The organism is Streptomyces sp. NPDC088254 (genome assembly GCF_044740925.1).
Classification (GTDB): Bacteria; Actinomycetota; Actinomycetes; order Streptomycetales; family Streptomycetaceae; genus Streptomyces.
Map to the genome: position 1 here is coordinate 103,540 of NZ_JBIURQ010000013.1, position 15,803 is coordinate 119,342.

At 66.4% G+C, this 15,803-nt stretch carries 13 protein-coding genes; 8 read left to right on the plus strand and 5 right to left on the minus strand.

Going from position 1 to position 15,803, the window contains the following annotated elements; translation table 11 throughout:
- Positions 1-292 precede the first annotated feature (292 nt).
- The 4 genes from ACIOC0_RS33105 (at position 293) to ACIOC0_RS33120 (ending at position 6,247) form a co-directional block, all read left to right on the plus strand.
- Positions 293-2,443, plus strand: a complete 2,151-nt coding sequence (locus ACIOC0_RS33105; RefSeq protein ID WP_402159411.1) for a DNA methyltransferase — start codon at positions 293-295, stop codon at positions 2,441-2,443.
- On the plus strand, positions 2,440-4,965 hold the full coding sequence (locus ACIOC0_RS33110) for a DEAD/DEAH box helicase (RefSeq protein WP_402159412.1): 2,526 nt from the start codon (positions 2,440-2,442) through the stop codon (positions 4,963-4,965). The genes ACIOC0_RS33105 and ACIOC0_RS33110 overlap by 4 nt, the downstream gene beginning before the upstream one ends.
- 608 nt (positions 4,966-5,573) lie before the next feature.
- On the plus strand, positions 5,574-5,837 hold the full coding sequence (locus ACIOC0_RS33115; protein ID WP_402159413.1) for a CopG family transcriptional regulator: 264 nt from the start codon (positions 5,574-5,576) through the stop codon (positions 5,835-5,837).
- Entirely contained in the window at positions 5,834-6,247 is a 414-nt protein-coding gene (locus ACIOC0_RS33120) for a PIN domain-containing protein (protein ID WP_402159414.1), read from the plus strand. The genes ACIOC0_RS33115 and ACIOC0_RS33120 overlap by 4 nt, the downstream gene beginning before the upstream one ends.
- Positions 6,248-6,324: 77 nt before the next feature.
- Here the strand turns inward: ACIOC0_RS33120 and ACIOC0_RS33125 are convergent, their stop codons facing one another.
- A complete protein-coding gene (locus tag ACIOC0_RS33125) occupies positions 6,325-7,377 on the minus strand; it encodes a hypothetical protein (RefSeq protein ID WP_402159415.1) in 1,053 nt (350 codons plus the stop codon).
- A gap of 185 nt (positions 7,378-7,562) precedes the next feature.
- Here ACIOC0_RS33125 and ACIOC0_RS33130 point away from each other — a divergent pair, with 185 nt between their 5' ends.
- Positions 7,563-8,537, plus strand: a complete 975-nt coding sequence (locus ACIOC0_RS33130) for an HNH endonuclease (protein WP_402159684.1) — start codon at positions 7,563-7,565, stop codon at positions 8,535-8,537.
- A gap of 154 nt (positions 8,538-8,691) precedes the next feature.
- Complete coding sequence (locus tag ACIOC0_RS33135; protein ID WP_402159416.1) at positions 8,692-10,536, plus strand: thiamine pyrophosphate-requiring protein; 1,845 nt, start codon at positions 8,692-8,694, stop codon at positions 10,534-10,536.
- Between the two features lie 64 nt (positions 10,537-10,600).
- Here ACIOC0_RS33135 and ACIOC0_RS33140 read toward each other — a convergent pair whose 3' ends face one another.
- From ACIOC0_RS33140 to ACIOC0_RS33150, 3 genes are read right to left on the minus strand one after another with little or no spacing between them, the layout of a single operon-like run.
- Entirely contained in the window at positions 10,601-10,981 is a 381-nt protein-coding gene (locus ACIOC0_RS33140) for a signal peptidase I (RefSeq protein ID WP_402159417.1), read from the minus strand.
- A 9-nt stretch (positions 10,982-10,990) separates the two neighbouring features.
- A complete protein-coding gene (locus ACIOC0_RS33145) occupies positions 10,991-11,188 on the minus strand; it encodes a DUF397 domain-containing protein (RefSeq protein ID WP_402159418.1) in 198 nt (65 codons plus the stop codon).
- Complete coding sequence (locus tag ACIOC0_RS33150) at positions 11,185-12,054, minus strand: helix-turn-helix domain-containing protein (RefSeq protein ID WP_402159686.1); 870 nt, start codon at positions 12,052-12,054, stop codon at positions 11,185-11,187. Before ACIOC0_RS33150 ends, ACIOC0_RS33145 begins: the two co-directional genes overlap by 4 nt.
- 183 nt (positions 12,055-12,237) lie before the next feature.
- On the opposite strand from ACIOC0_RS33150, the gene ACIOC0_RS33155 reads away from it, so the two are divergent.
- Positions 12,238-13,617: an acyltransferase family protein gene (locus ACIOC0_RS33155; protein WP_402159419.1), complete on the plus strand. Its 1,380-nt coding sequence runs from the start codon at positions 12,238-12,240 to the stop codon at positions 13,615-13,617.
- 36 nt (positions 13,618-13,653) lie between these two features.
- Here ACIOC0_RS33155 and ACIOC0_RS33160 read toward each other — a convergent pair whose 3' ends face one another.
- The gene (locus ACIOC0_RS33160; protein ID WP_402159420.1) at positions 13,654-14,712 is read right to left on the minus strand and encodes a Ku protein; all 1,059 of its coding nucleotides are present in this window, start codon (positions 14,710-14,712) and stop codon (positions 13,654-13,656) included.
- Positions 14,713-14,791: 79 nt separating this feature from the next.
- Between ACIOC0_RS33160 and ligD the strand changes: the two genes are divergently transcribed.
- Positions 14,792-15,670, plus strand: coding sequence for a non-homologous end-joining DNA ligase (ligD, locus tag ACIOC0_RS33165; RefSeq protein WP_402159421.1), 879 nt, complete (start codon positions 14,792-14,794; stop codon positions 15,668-15,670).
- The last annotated feature ends 133 nt before the right edge of the window (positions 15,671-15,803 follow it).

Sequence of the window (15,803 nt, forward strand, 5' to 3'; positions counted from 1 at the left end):
TACACAGCTACCAGAGGGACGGAGAGTCACGGCTCGTCCAGCTTGCAGCGCTTCCCCATGCCGAGAGGCGGGTCGGAGCTCCACTAGCTCAAGCCCCACGCATCGCCGCACGTCACGAGCCTGACACATGAGCGGAACGATGCCGAGCGTTGCAGCCAGCACCGCCTGCCGTACGCCTGGCGCAGGGACGAGAAGCGCGCAGCGACTCAACAAAGGTGCCCCTAGGATGATATGACGGTCCCTCACGCCAGTGATCGACAGCACGAGCAGGACCTACAGGGGGCCGGCCAGGATGGCCTACATCGATGATGTCTTAAGCAATCTCGGCGACCAGGACGCAGCGCAGGTCATACGGGCGGAACTAGCACGCATCCGGGACCGGCAACAGTTCGGCATCTTCTTTGAAAGGCACATGCCCGAGCACACCGCGCTCCCTGGTACGCCGGTCGTGGCTGGAGCCCGAGTGATGCGGCGTGATCGGCCTGCAGATGAGGGTATTTGGCAGGTAACAGCAGTTCAAGGTGAGACTGCATACATCACCGAGTCGAGCAGTAGCGAAACCACATTAGCTGTACCTGTCGGGGACCTGATGCCGGTCGCCGTCTTTGGTGAACCACTGTATCCGGGACTCCAGTCCGTAGCCCGCGTCGAGAATGGTTCCCCCGAGGGCGCTTGGAGCGCGGTCATCAATGCCGAGAACCACCATGCCCTGGAAACGCTAAGGTACACGCATCGTGAGAAGGTCGACTGCATATATATCGACCCCCCATACAACACGGGGGCTCGCGACTGGCGCTACAACAACGATTACGTAGACGGCCAGGATGGCTACCGTCACAGCAAGTGGCTTGCATTCATGGAACGCCGCCTGCTCCTCGCCAGAGATCTACTGAACCCCGAGTCTTCGGTGCTGGTGGTTACGATCGACGCTAAGGAGGTTCACCACCTCGGGTGCCTCTTGGAGCAGATCTTCCCGACTGCTGTACGGCAGATGGTCACCATCGTCATGAACCCTAACGGCTCACCACGGGCATCTGAACTGTCACGGGTTGAGGAATTCGCCTTCTTCGTCTTCATAGGTAACGCAGTTCCCTCACGTGTAGCCGATGACCTCTTGGGTGAACAGGGACGGGAGCCCGAACAGCCTATCTCCGACATCGAAAAATCGGAGAAGAAGGTGCGTTGGGAGTGGCTGTTGCGTGGCGGAGTCAACTCGAATTCATCGCGTGTCGATGTTCCGACGTGGTTCTATCCTCTGTATTTGGACCCCAAAAAGCGTCACATAGTAGGGGCGGGAGAACCGCTAGCACCCGACGAGGACTGGCGCACCGTCCCGGCTCCACCTGGAGTCATCCTGCTATGGCCGCTGAAGACGGACGGGAGGGAAGGCATTTGGCGAATGCGCCGCGAATCTTTCCTCCGGAAACTAGAGGCTGGCCATGTTCGTGTTGGCCAGTACAACGCCAAGCGCGACCGGTGGTCAGTCCTGTATCTCCCTGATCGCCTAGCCAACATGATAGACACTGGCGAACTCATCCTGACCGGCCGGGATGCGAACGGGGTCGTGCAGGTTGAATACAATGGAACCCCGCGCATCCGGACAGCCAAAACTGTCTGGAACCGTCTTTCCCATGCTGCGGGGAAGCACGGCACGGAACTCGTAAAGGCACTTACCGGGCGCCCATTCCCCTTTCCAAAATCTCTCTACGCTGTAGTCGATGCACTGCGTATCGCGGTAGGAGACAAGCCGGACGCTGTAGTACTCGACTTCTTTGCGGGCTCCGGTACCACGGGACATGCGGTTGCCAAGTTGAATGCAGAGGACGGCGGGCGCCGGCGCTTCATCCTGGTGACTAACAATGAAGTAGGCCCGGAACAGGCAACGGCTCTACGCGCGGCTGGTCACGTGCCTGGCGACCCGGGTTGGGAAGAGCAAGGAATCGCTGAACATATTACGTGGCCTAGGGTCCGAGCCGCTATCACCGGACGCAACCCACAAAATAGGCCCGTACCAGGAGCGTACCTGGATGGTACCCCCATGGCCGATGGATTCCATGAAAACGTCGAGTTTTTCCGCCTGGCGTACCTGGATCGGGACTCTGTAAGTCTTGGTCTCGCTTTTGAGGCTATTGCCCCTCTGCTCTGGCTAAAGGCTGGCGCTACCGGCTCCCGGATCGACCGCGTAGATGCGACAGGGTGGGCCCTTCCGGAGGGTGCAACGTACGGGGTGCTCTTCAACGCAAGTAGGGCGAGATCCTTTGTGCGATCCATCCAAAGTCGGCGCGACGTGAGACATGCCTTCATAGTCAGTCGATCGGCTGCAGTTTTCGCACAAGTGGCTGCGGAACTTCCGACCGGGGTGGAAGCGGTACATCTCTGGGATGATTACCTAACGAGCTTTGAGATTGGCACCGTCGATGTAGCAGAAGAGGAGGCAGCGTGAAATACGCACTCAAGGACTACCAAGAGGCAGCTGCCGGCGAACTGCTCACTGCACTTGACCGGGCTAACGAAGAGTACAAGAAGTCAGGCGAGCATCAGTCGGTCTCCCTAGTGGCTCCCACCGGAGCAGGTAAGACGGTAATCGCGACAGCAGTCGTTGAGCGTCTCTTTCATGGTGACCCTGAGAGTGGCAGGCCAGCACTCGACGGCGCTACGGTGCTCTGGGTAACCGACGACCCTTCGCTGAACATACAGACGCTTCGCAAGATGTACTCCGCTTCGTCCCTTCTGCACGCCGGCCCTCAGCTGCTCACGATTGATGGGGCTTTCGATTCCGAGTTCCTTCCGCCCAATACCGTATCGTTTCTGAACATCCAGAAACTGCGTCGCGGTTCCCTCTATGAGCAGAGTAGAACAGACCGGCGACGATGGTCGCTATGGGACACGATAAGCAATACGTCGCGTAGCCGTGGCGGTCGATTCTTAGTCGTGATTGACGAGGCCCATCGCGGCACGGGCAATGGCTCAGATCGTCCAACGATCATCAGCCGGATCATTTCCGGGGACCCAGATCGGCAAAGAGCCGCGGCACCCGTCGTGTGGGGGATTACGGCTACTCCAGAAAAGTTTCAGCAAGCGATGGCCGCCGCACGGAAACCCGCACGCGTTCAGCGAGGTGTAAGTGTCGACGTAGCTGACGTGCGTGCGTCCGGTCTGGTGAAGGACATCATCGTCCTACACAATCCCCAGGGGGGCCCAGCCGCGGACACCGCTCTCACCGTGGAAGCGGTCCGTGCCGTGCGCGAATACGAAGCTAAATGGGCGACCTACGCGGAGTCGAATGACGAAGAAGCCCCGATACCGATCCTCGTGGTCCAGGTCAAGGCAAAGGTGGCGACTAAAGAAGTCAGCGACCTAGTAGCTTCCCTTAAAGATGCTTGGCCTGGCTTGACGACAGACAGCATCGTTCACACCTTCGGCGAATGGGACGGCGTCGCGCACGGCCATATTGCGCTTTCAAGCGGGGCTGCCGTACGTTACGTGGAACCGCATGCTGTCCAGGATGACCGCAGAGCCCGTGTCGTGCTCTGCAAAGAAGCGATCACTACAGGCTGGGACTGCCCCCGAGCCGAAGTTCTGTTGTCATTTCGGACCGCGCGCGATGCGACGTATATCGCCCAACTTTTGGGGCGCATGGTACGAACTCCACTTGCTCGACGAATCGACGATGATGAGACGCTGAATACTGTTGCTGTCTTCCTGCCGTACTTCGATACAAAGCAGGTTGAAGCTGTGGCCGCGGCCTTCCACGAGGGTGCGCAGTCTGAAGATGTCGGTGCATCCGAGGCGGTTACATCTCTGATCACGTGTCCACGGAACCAGGCAGTGTCCGAGGAAATCTGGGAGACGGTTACCGATCTGCCCACGTACACCAAGCCGGCGCAGCGAAGCCGCTCAAACATCACGCGCCTGCGTAAGCTTGCGCACCTTCTTGCCTATGACGCCATAGACGAAGATGCTCCCATGCAGGCCAACGAGGTGATGTTGGGCGCCATGGCGGGCCGTATCGAATCGTTGCGGGCAACCGGAGAGCTTGACCGGGTAATCAGAGCGACGACCACAGTGCGCATGACTGCAACCACGCACGACCTCACGACAGGTCAGACCAAGGTTATCGAGGGCGATGCAGTGCCCCTCGATCCCCGAGGAGTGGAGCGGGAGTACCGCAGGGCTTCTCGCCTTTGGCCTGACCAGATCGCAGACGAGTACCTAGCCCGTGGCTACGAAAGTCATCGCGACCTCACAACAGCTAAGGGCGAAATTATCGCGCTCACGAAGGACCCAGATGCGCTTAGTGCGGTCGAGTCCACGGCAGCAACTTACGTGCGAGAGTTGGATCGCAAGTACCGACGCCGCATCGACGCTCTACACGCCGCACGACGGGCAGAGTACGACGAACTGAGGGAACAGTCTGCGAGCGCGGAAGAAACACGCTTGATTCTTCCAGATGCAGTGACTGCTCGGCCGTCAGAGAACGCATCTAGTGACCCACTTCATCTCTACGCGGGTAAGGCTGATGGCCTCTATCCCCACACAGTGAATGGATGGGAACGAGAAATCCTGGACGCTGAACTGGCGGACCCAGAATTGGTGGGATGGTATCGCAATCCGTCATCTGGAAGGCGCGCATTGCGAGTCCCCTACGTCGACGCTGCAAAAAACGCAGTCTACCCTGACTTTATTTTCTTTCACCGGAGCTCTGGTGGCGAACTATCGGTTTCCATCGTTGACCCGCACGGAACCCACCTTGCGGACGGGGTTGACAAGCTTCGTGCCTTGGCTGCGTACGCCCAGCAGCACGGAGAAAAGTATGCCCGGATCGATGCAGTAGCGAAGGGACAGGATGGGAGGCTACTGCGTCTCAACCTTGTTAGAGCCGAGGATGCTGCCGCAGCATTAGCTGTTCAGCAGGTGAGCGAGATTGAGGACCTTTTCGAGAGGCTAGGAACTTTGTATTGCTGACAGGAGTCGTCGCTCTCCTGGTAGCCCGTAGAGCCGCAGGCCGAGTTCCGAAGCATGGAGACCAGTGCCTTGTCCGCCGTCCGATGGCCTCAGCGTGGGACGGCAGTTGTTGATTGACAACTGGGTGACGATGGCCAGGTGACATCTGAAGCGAGTCGAGCTGATGGCTCGGAACGCTGCGGGGGTGTCAGCTTCTCTCTCGGGGATCCGCTTCAGCGGGCGTGGACTACCTGTGGACGTGATCCGCTCAAATCCACCTTGGCAACGCCATGACCTGCACTGTTAGCGGGAAGACAGGCCCCCTCCGGAGCCGTGTGCGCAGGTTCGAATCCTGCCGGGGGCACCTTGAATCAGGTGCCTAAAGACCCCGTCACCAGCGGAAGCGCTGGAGCCGGGGTCTTCGCGTATGTGCAGGTGGGGCAGCGGAGCGGCCGTACGCGGATCACCAAGTGGGTGGGCTGAGCACATCACCCTGGCCGGAGGCGCAAACGGCGAGGCCCCTGGGGAGCTCCAAGGGCCACGGAGGCTTTGGCGGGGGGAACTGGCGCGTAAGAGGCAGAGTGCGTGAATCCCGCCACGCAGGGAGGATGAGCGGTAGGATTAGTGGCATGAGCGAGCCTACCGGCAAGTATTCGATCACCATGCCGCGCGACATCGCCGAAGCCGCCAAGGCGCGCAGCGGACCCTCCGGCCTGTCCGCCTATGTGGCCGCGGCCGTGGCCCGACAGGTCGAACGGGACAACCTCAATGAGCTGATCCAGGTGGCCGAGGCCGAGCACGGGCCCATCACGGACGAAGAGATCCAGTCCCTGCGGGATCAGCTCCACCAGGCACGCGAGAAGCAGACGCAGGGCGGAGCGAACGCAGCGTGAGCCGTTCCGTCGCCATCCCCGGCGGCACCCTGGTCCTCGACAGCGAAGGGCTGGCCAAGGCTGTCCTGCGTGACCGCACAGTGACCGGCTGGCTTGCCCTGGCACGCGCCGATGATCTGCGCGTGATCACTTCGGCGGCCACCCTTGTAGAAGTGGTTCATCCCCGGATCAACCGCCCGGCCCTGGAATGGACCCTTTCCCGCCTGGTGGTCGAACCGGTCACCGAGCCGATTGCCCGTCACGCCGCAGCCCTCCTCGCCGACGCCGGCCTGCACGGGCACAAGTACGCCGTCGACGCCATGCTCAGCGCCACCGCCCTCACCGCACCCGGCCCCGTCACGGTCCTCACCTCCGATCCTGAGGACATCGCCGCTCTGTGCGGCGGGCGCGCCACAGTGATCAAGGTCTGACAGCGTCCTTCGAGCTTCCGCGCAGGGACCGGGTCGCGTCCGTGACGCGTCGGGCAAGCTGCGCCTCCATCTGAGCGCTACGGATGGCCCGTGGCGGTGAGGTGAGACGTCACGACGGCTAGATGATGCGACGTCGCCCAGGCCCGCCACTCCGTGCCTCCACCCGCCTTCTGGCGCTTTCTCTGGGCGCATTCCTGGAGGCGGGCGTCACCCCACGACGTTGCGGCTCCCGTGACGGGCCAATAGGGCGAGTTGACCAGGTCCTGGCTGAGAACGAAGAAGTCGTCATTGCCTCGCTGTTGCCGCGGATACACGAAGACCTGCCATTCCGACGCCGTCGTGTAGCGCATGTTGGGGTCCGGTGTCCCACGACTCTTGGGCAGAAAGCGTGCGTAGGTGACCCCGAAGTCGCCGAAGTCAGGCGATCGCGGCCCTCGCCACTTCCTGACGACCTCCCTCCACAGATTCGCGTCTTCCCTCACAACAGGTGTGGCCGTGCCTCGCGGGAAGCCTGTCAGGTTGACGGGGAACGCGCCGGCCGCAACGCAAAGGTGCCGCCACGGCCAGCGGGAAAGGCTGTTCAGGACTTCGGCAATCCGTGCGGCCATGGCATCCCGTGTACGACCCGAGTGCACCGGGCCGGCGTCAACCAGCAAGTCGACCTCCTGCGGCTCCAGCTGGAGCACTTGAAGCACGTCGCGTACGTGCTCTCCGTCCGGGATCCGGTCGCTTCGGTCGACGGCCGTGGAGAAGCGCAGGCATGCTCCTCGCCGGTGCACTGCTGCTGCCTTGGCCACTTCGGCCAGCAAGGCTGGGTGATCAGCGACCCTGAAGACCGGGCACATGGCAATGCCGCGAAGGCTCAGCGATTCGCTGACTCGCGCCACGGGGCCTCCCGTGTCTCCTTCGAGTACACGGACGAAGGGCAATGCGCCACAGTCCACCGTCAGGACCATGCCGTTCGGCACGTGGTCCATGGCGTGCTCGCAAAAGGTTTCCAGTAGGTCCCGGAGCTCGAAATCAGGAACGATCTCCATGACCGGGCGGATCTGAGCCTGGACCGCCGGCGAGGCGTGTCCCAGCGCCAGAAACTCCCCCGCCTTTCCTTTCAGGATCGGAACGTAGGCCATCGGCCACCCCCAAGCGCTCCCCACCCAGCCGGCCGTCGGATCGGTCTTTCTCGACAGTGACCTGGCCGGTCCGATGCAGGTAGAGCGCGGTTCGAGCCATGAGGCTCAAAGTTGAAGGGTGCACGAGGGGCACGCGCCGAGCACACAGGCCAACAGCGTGCCCATATCCTTCCGTTGTGGAGCGGATGGAGATCGCATCAGGGCAAGTCAACTACGGAGTCTGGTCGTTGCTGATCGCGGATGATGCAGTGCGTCAGTTTCAGGGCAACGCCGGGTACGAGGACGTCGCGGAGGAGTCGTACAGCTATGACTCAACCGTGGGTAACCACCGGCGGGTTGCCGTGGGTGACCTGGTGATCGTGAGGAATCGTGACGAGGCTCTCGGGATCGGGCGCATAGAGCAGTTGGACGTGCTGCCGGGGCAGGAGAAGGTACGCAATCGGTGCCCTTACTGCGGGAACACCGGCTTCAAGGAGCGCACAACGGCGGCGGTGCGTTACTGGTGCAGTCCTTGTCGGAATGCTTTCGACGAGCCGCGTACGGAGGTCATCCAGGTGACCACCTACCGGGCGCACTACGGCGGCACGTGGCAGCCGCTCGAAGGCTGTCTGGACAAGGATGCCCTCACGGAGATCACCCTCAGCAAGTCGGATCAGCAGTCGATCAAGGCGATGGACCGGGCCGGCACGCTCGCGGCGGTGGCAGCTCGTGGCGTCCGGTTGCCCGAGAGGCACCTCGCGGCCCGTTCCGCGCGCCGACGCTCCCTCGCGCCGGCCGGAGGGCGACGGAGAGCGGTCGCGGCCGTGCGGCGGGGGCAGGATGCGTTTCGCCGGGCCCTGATCCATGAGTACGGGTTGGTGTGCGCCGTGTCCGGGCCTGCCCCGGCGGAAGTGCTGGAAGCAGCCCATCTTCGGCCGTTCGCCGCCACTGAGCAGCACCGTGTCGACGAGGGGCTACTGCTGCGGGCCGATGTGCACCGCCTCTTCGACTCCGGGCTGCTGGCCATCGGGCCAGACCTTGTGGTCGCCGTCGCCCCCGCTCTGCTGGGGTATGCGGAGTACAGAGCGCTGGAGGACTCACCGCTGCACATACCGGCGAGTGCGCCGCTGAATCGTTCCGTCGTGGATGAGCTCTACCTCGCCACGACGGCGACGTGGTAGCTCCCGGGACTCCCTGGACGGACTCGCTCGACCGTACGCACTCCGGTCGCCGCCGTTCCCCCGCTCACGCCCCGCCCCCGACGTTTCCCCCCGCCCCCCACGGTTACCCAGAAAGCCTCGTGCGGGGGTGGTCGAGGTCGGAGTGGAGTGGCTTATGGGAAGCGTGAAGGTGTCCGACTACGTGCTGCAGCGGTTGCGTGAGTGGGATGTCGAGCATGTGTTCGGCTACGCGGGTGACGGCATCAACGGGCTGCTCGCCGCATGGGGGCGGGCCGACAACCAGCCGCGGTTCGTGCAGGCCCGGCACGAGGAGATGGCCGCCTTCCAGGCGGTGGGGTACGCCAAGTTCTCCGGGAAGGTCGGGGTGTGCGCCGCCACCTCCGGACCCGGGGCCATTCATCTGCTCAACGGGCTCTACGACGCCAAGCTCGACCACGTCCCCGTCGTCGCGCTGGTCGGGCAGACCGCCCGCAGCGCCATGGGCGGCTCCTACCAGCAGGAAGTCGATCTGCACAGCCTCTACAAGGACGTCGCCTCCGACTTCTGCGAGACGGCGATGGTGCCGGAGCAGCTGCCCAACCTGATCGACCGCGCCTTCCGCACCGCGTACGCCAAGCGCACCGTCACCGCGATCATCCTCCCCGCCGATGTGCAGGAGCTGGACTACAGCCCGCCCACGCACGCCTTCAAGATGGTGCCCTCCAGCCTCGGGCTGGGCCGCTACGCGCCCGTGCCCGCCGACGAGGACGTCCAGCGGGCCGCCGAGGTGCTGAACGCCGGCGAGAAGGTCGCCGTGCTCGTCGGGCAGGGCGCGCGCGGTGCCCGCGCCGAGGTCGAGCAGCTCGCCGACGTGCTCGGCGCCGGTGTGGCCAAAGCCCTGCTGGGCAAGGACGTCCTCCCCGACGACCTGCCCTACGTCACCGGGTCCATCGGGCTGCTGGGCACGCGCCCCTCGTACGAGCTGATGCAGGACTGCGACACGCTGCTGATGATCGGCTCCAGCTTCCCGTACACGCAGTTCCTGCCGGAGCTGGACCAGGCGCGCGCCGTGCAGATCGACATCGACCCGCACATGATCGGCCTGCGCTACCCGTTCGAGGTGAACCTCGTCGGCGACTCCCGCGAGACGCTGCGCCGGCTGCTGCCCCTGCTGCGCCGCAAGGAGAACCGGGCCTGGCGGGAGAAGGTCGAGAAGAACGTCTCCCGCTGGTGGGAGGTCATGCAGCGGCGGGCGGCCGTGGACGCCGACCCGGTCAATCCCGAGTACGTGGTGCACGCCCTCGACGGCAAGCTGCCCGACGACGCCATCATCGCCGCCGACTCCGGCTCCTCCGCCAACTGGTACGCCAGGCACCTGCGCCTGCGCGGCCGGATGCGCGGTTCGCTCTCCGGGACGCTGGCGACGATGGGGCCCGGTGTGCCGTACGCGATCGGCGCGAAGTTCGCGCATCCGGACCGGCCGGCCATCGCCCTCGTCGGCGACGGCGCCATGCAGATGAACGGCATGATGGAGATGATCACGGCCGCCAAGTACTGGCGTGAGTGGTCCGATCCGCGGCTCGTCGTCGCGGTGCTGAACAACCAGGACCTCAACCAGGTCACCTGGGAGATGCGGGCCATGTCGGGCGCGCCGCAGTTCGAGGAGTCCCAGCACATCCCCGACCTTCCCTACGCCGAGATCGCCCAGCGCATGGGCCTGGACGGCGTGCGCGTGGAGAAGCCCGAGGGCGTCGAGGCGGCCTGGGACCGGGCCCTGTCGGCGGACCGGCCCTTCGTCATCGACTTCCGCACCGACCCCGCCGTCCCGCCGATCCCGCCGCACGCCTCCCTGGACCAGATCGAGGCCGCCGCCTCGGCGATCCTCCAGGGCGACAGCGACCGCGCGGGAATGGTCCGGCAGGGCATCAAGGCCAAGCTGCAGGAGATGCTCCCCGGCAGCCGGCACCGCGGCGACCGGCCCGGCGCCGGCAAGGACGACAGCGCCGAAGAGGACACGTGAGCGGGACCGATCCCGTGTCGGGGGCGTGCTTCGCCCGCGTACCGGTCGTACGCGGGCGATCCCGTCACTCCTCGGGGCGTTCCTGCGGCACCGCGTAGCCCGGGACGGACGGCCAGCGCACGGTCAGCACCACCGACTCTTCCTCGGCGACCCAGGAGTGGTCCACTCCGCGGCCCCAGACGACGTAGTCGCCCTGCTCCTCCAGCACCACGCTGCGTCCCGGGAACTCGACCCGGAACCGGCCGCTGATCAGCACCTGCAGCGCGGTGCGCTCCTCGCCCCGGACCCACTGCGCACGCCGGTCGCCCCGCGGGTGGACGCCCCACTTGATCTCGAGGTCGTCGCTGTGCCGGGGATCGCCGTCCGGCTTGAAGTGCCCGAGCAGCCAACCCCGGTCGAGCGCGGCGTCCTTGCCGGCGTTGCCGACGTACACGTTGTCGTCCATGGGCGGCGGTCAGTCCCGGCGGGCCGTGTACGTCACGAACGCGGCCCATCCGGCCTCGGAGAAGGCGAGTTGAGCGCGGGCGGGGGCCTTGGAGTCGCGGATGTGGACTGTGCCGGGCGTGGCAGCGGCCTCCAGGCACTCGCCGCCCTCGTTGCCGCTGTAGCTGCTCTTGAACCAGGCGTGGGGTGCGGGCTCAGCGGTGCTCATCGTTCTCCCAGCAAGCTCTCGATCAGGACAAGGGACTCCTGCATCGTAAGCGCCTGGGCCCTGATGCTCCCGTACCGCGCGGCAAGCATCCGCACCTCCTCGGGGTCCGTGATGAGATTACTGCTGCTCTGCGCCTCGGTGTACCCGACCTGGGGCTTCCCTTTGGGCGTCAGCAGCACGAACGGCCCGCCCATTCCCGCGTGTTCACTCCGTTCCGAGGGCATCACCTGGAGCTCCACGCTGGGCAGCCGGCCGAGCTTGAGCAGATGCTCCAGTTGTTCCCGGTGGATGTCCCAGCCGCCGAGGGGGCGTCGCAGCACCACCTCCTCGATCACCGCGGTCACCATGGGGAGGGGCCAGCGGGTCAGGATCTCCTGCCGGTCCACCCGGGAGGCCACGCGCTGCTCGACGGTGTCCTGGTCCAGCACCGGCTTGCGCATCACGTACAGCGCTCGGGTTCGTCGCTCGGTCTGCAACAGACCAGGAACGTCATGGTTGTTGTAGAAGTTGATCTCGACCGCGCTGCGCTCCAGCCGCGCGTAGTCCTTGAACCATGCCGGATGCCGGACCCTCGCCTTCGCCTTGGCCCGCTCCACGTCCTCGATCAGCGCCTTCAACAGCCCGCCCGCGTCGAGGAGTTCGTCCGCCGCTTCCAGGAACTCCCGTTGAGGCGTCCGAACGCCTCTCTCCAGTGCGGAGATCAGGTCGGGGCCGTACCCGAGGCGGTCGCCCAACTCCTTCTGGGTCAGGCCGGCTCGCTCCCGCAGCAGCCTCAACTGCTTGCCGACGGCCCGGTTCAGGTCGTTGACCTGTTCGACCTCGTCGTAGGCCTCCTCGGTCCCCGCGCTTTCCACCTGCTCCGACAAGGTCACCGCGACCCCTCACTCTCCGTCCGAAGGATCCCCACGCCGCATACAGGGTAGAGCCGACCGAACACTCTGCGTGACGTGAATCAGGAAAGAGCGCCGACGGTGTCGTCCCGGCCACGGGTTGGTTGCGACAAGGGCTTTCCGGTGACGGGGAGTTGGGGAGCGGGGAGCATCCGGGGCATGGAACGGGACCGGTACGTGGACTTTCTGCGGGCGTGGGCCATCGTGCTCGTGGTGCTCGGGCACTGGGTGATCACCGGGCTGGTCCGGCAGCCGGACGGGGCGATCACCGCGCCGGAGTTGCTGGCGACCGTGCCCTGGACCCAGTGGCTGACGCTGGGGTTCCAGATCATGCCGCTGTTCTTCTTCGCCGGTGGCTGTGCGGCGGGCGGGTCCTGGGCTCGGGCGCGGGAGCGGGGGGTCACCGTCGCGGGGTGGGTGGGGCGGCGGGCGGTGCGGCTGCTGCTGCCGACCGGCGTCTACAGCGGGCTCGTGCTCGTCGCCGTCGCGGTGTGCGCCGCGCTCGGCGTGGATCCGGTCACGCTGGCGCTGGTGGGGTGGGCGCTGGCCATGCAGTTCTGGTTCCTGCCGGTGTACCTGCTGGTCAGCGCGCTGACTCCGGCGCTGTACGCGCTGCATCTGCGGTGGGGTGCGCTCGCCCCGGCGGGGACGGCCGGTCTGGCGCTGCTCGTCGGGGTGCTGGATCTCGCGGCGGGAGTGCCGTACGTCGGGGCCCTCGACTACGTGCTCGTGTGGGGGGTGGTCTACCAGCTCGGGTTCTGCCTGCGGGACGGGCTGGTGGGTGGTGGCGGGAGCCGGCGGGTGGCAGTGGCGATGACCGTCGGGGGGTGGTCCGCGTTCGCCGCGCTCGTCGGGTTCGGTCCGTTCCCGGTCAGCCTGATCCTGGTGACGGGGCAGGATCCGAGCAACACGAACCCGCCGTCGGCGGCCATGCTGGCGTGGGCGGTCGGGCAGGTCGGCGCGTGTCTGCTCGTCGCGCCGGTGATGCGGCGGCTGCTGGTGCGGGAGCGGCTGTGGCGGGCGGTGCGGGCGACGGGGGCCGTCAGCATGACGCTGTACCTGTGGCACATGGTGCCGGTGCTGGTGATCGCCGCCGCCTTCTATCTGACCGGGCTCGCCCCGCAGCCCGCTTTCGGGTCGGCGGCGTGGTGGGGGTGGCGGGGGCCCTGGCTGCTGGTGCTGGGGGTGGTGCTGGTGGGCGTGGTGCGGCTGCTCGTCCCCCTGGAGCGCCGGCTGGCCTCACTGGAGCTCCGGCCGGCCTCACTGGACCGCCGGCCGGCCTCACCGGAGGCCGGCGGGCCTCGCGCCGACGCCGGGTTCCGGCAGGCCTGGCGGCTCTGGGCCGGTCTCGGCCTGAGCGTCTGGGCGTTGACGTACTTCGCGGGGCACGGGTTCGCGTACGGGGGGAGGTTCCCGGTGTGGGGCGCGGCCGGGTTGGCCGTGGGGACGGTGCTGGTGCTGAAAGCCGGGGGCGGGGTGACGGGGGTGCGGGGGCGGACCGCACAAGGACGGGCGCAAGGGTTGGAGGAGGCCGCGTGACCTCGGGTGGTGACCTCCGCCGCCGACGGGGTCAGGTCATGCGGTGCGTTTGCGGCCCGCCGCCTTCTTCGCCGTCGACGTCGTCTTCTTCGCCGCCGTCTTCTTGGCGGCCGTGCTCTTCGCCGTCGACGTGGACTTCTTCGCTCCGCCGGCGGCCTGGGCCGACTTGGTCTGCTTCGCGGCCGCCGTCTTCTTGGCCGCCGTCGTCTTCTTCGCCGTCGACGTCGACTTCTTGCCGCCCGTCTGCTTCGGCGCCGTACGGGCCGACTTCCCCGGCGGCAGGTGTCTGACCTCGGCCTTCCCGGTCGCGGTCGACTCGCCCCGGGACTCCTTCGCCGCCCGCACGCTGTTCTCCAGGGCGGCCATCAGGTCGAGTACCCGTCCGCCGGTCGCGGGGGCGGGGGCCTCGGGCGGGGTCTCGCCCGCGGCCTTCGCGGCGACGACCTCCTCGATCGCCTCGCGGTACTCGTCGTGCAGGTCGTCGAGGTCGACCTCGCCGAGGGTGTCCATCAGCGCGTCCGCGAGGTCGAGTTCCTTGTCGCGGACGGTGACGGAGGTGTCCGGGGCGACGCCCTCCGGGGCGCGGACCTCGTCCGGCCACAGCAGGCCGTGCATGGCGATGGCGTCGCCGACCACGCGGAGCATGCCCAGCCGCTCCCGCCCGCGCAGCGCGTACTTGGCGATCGCCACCTTGTGGCTGCGCTTGAGCGCCTCCCGGAGCAGGGTGTACGGCTTGGCGGCCGGGGCGCCGCCCGCCTGGAGGTAGTACGAGGCGTCCATCTGGAGCGGGTCGATCCGGTCGGCCGGCACGAAGGCGACGATCTCGATCGTCTTCGCGGTCGGGATGGGCAGGTGGGCCAGGTCCTCGTCGGTGATCGGGATGATCGTGCCGTCCGCGTCCTCGTACCCCTTGCCGATCTCGCCCTGGCTCACCTCGCGGTCCTCCAGTTCGCACACCTTGCGGTAGCGGATCCGGCCGCCGTCCTCGGTGTGGATCTGGCGGAAGGAGATGGAGTGGCTCTCGGTGGCGTTCACCAGCTTGATGGGGATGCTGACGAGTCCGAAGGAGATGGCGCCGTTCCAGATGGATCGCACGTGCAGCACCTTCCTGACGGGCGCGAGGTGCACCGCCTGCCTGTACCGATATGTACCGTTTTCGTGTGATTCTCATGGTATGACGCCGATCACAGAGGTGGAGGGGCGACGGCTGGCGCTCAGCAACCTGGACAAGGTGCTGTATCCGGCGACCGGTTTCACCAAGGGCGAGGTCCTGCACTACTACGCCACGGTCGCCGGGGTCCTGCTGCCCCATCTGCGCGACCGGCCGGTGTCCTTCCTGCGCTACCCGGACGGGCCCGACGGACAGTTGTTCTTCGCCAAGAACGTGCCGCCGGGCACGCCCGAGTGGGTCGCCACGGCGCGGGTGCCGAGGGCTGAGGGGCCGGCGTGGATGGTGCTGGTGCAGGACCTGGCGAGCCTGATGTGGGCGGCGAACCTCGTCACCGAGTTCCATACGCCCCAGTGGGTGATCCAGGACCCCGGGGAGGCCGACCGGATCGTCTTCGACCTCGATCCCGGCGCCCCCGCGACCGTGGTCGAGTGCTGCGAGGTCGCGCTGTGGCTGCGGGAGCGGCTGGCGCGGGACGGGATCGAGGCGTACGCCAAGACGTCGGGGTCGAAGGGGCTGCACCTGGTGGCGGCGGTGCGGGGGGCGTCGTCCGAACGGGTCACGGAGTACGCCAAGCGGCTCGCGGTGGAGGCGGAGCGGGAGATGCCTCGGCTGGTGGTGCACCGGATGACGCGGAGTCTGCGCCCGGGGAAGGTGTTCGTGGACTGGAGCCAGAACGCGGCCCGCAAGACCACGGCCACGCCGTACACGTTGCGGGCGCGGGCGGAGCCGACGGTGTCCGCGCCGGTGGGGTGGGAGGAGGTGGAGGCGTGCGGGCTGCCGGAGGAGCTGGTGTTCCGGGCGGAGGACGTGAGCGCGCGAGTCCGTGAGCACGGGGATCTGCTGGGGCCGCTGTTCGAGGCGAGGGCGGCGGAGGTGCCCTGAGCGGGGGCCGGTCCGGGCGGCGCGGGGCCGGCAGGCGGGGGCCGCAGGCACGCGGCCCGGCATGGCGGGGGCGGCAGGTGCGCTGCCCGGCATGGCGGGGGCCGCAGGTGCGCTGCCCGGCATGGCGGGGGCC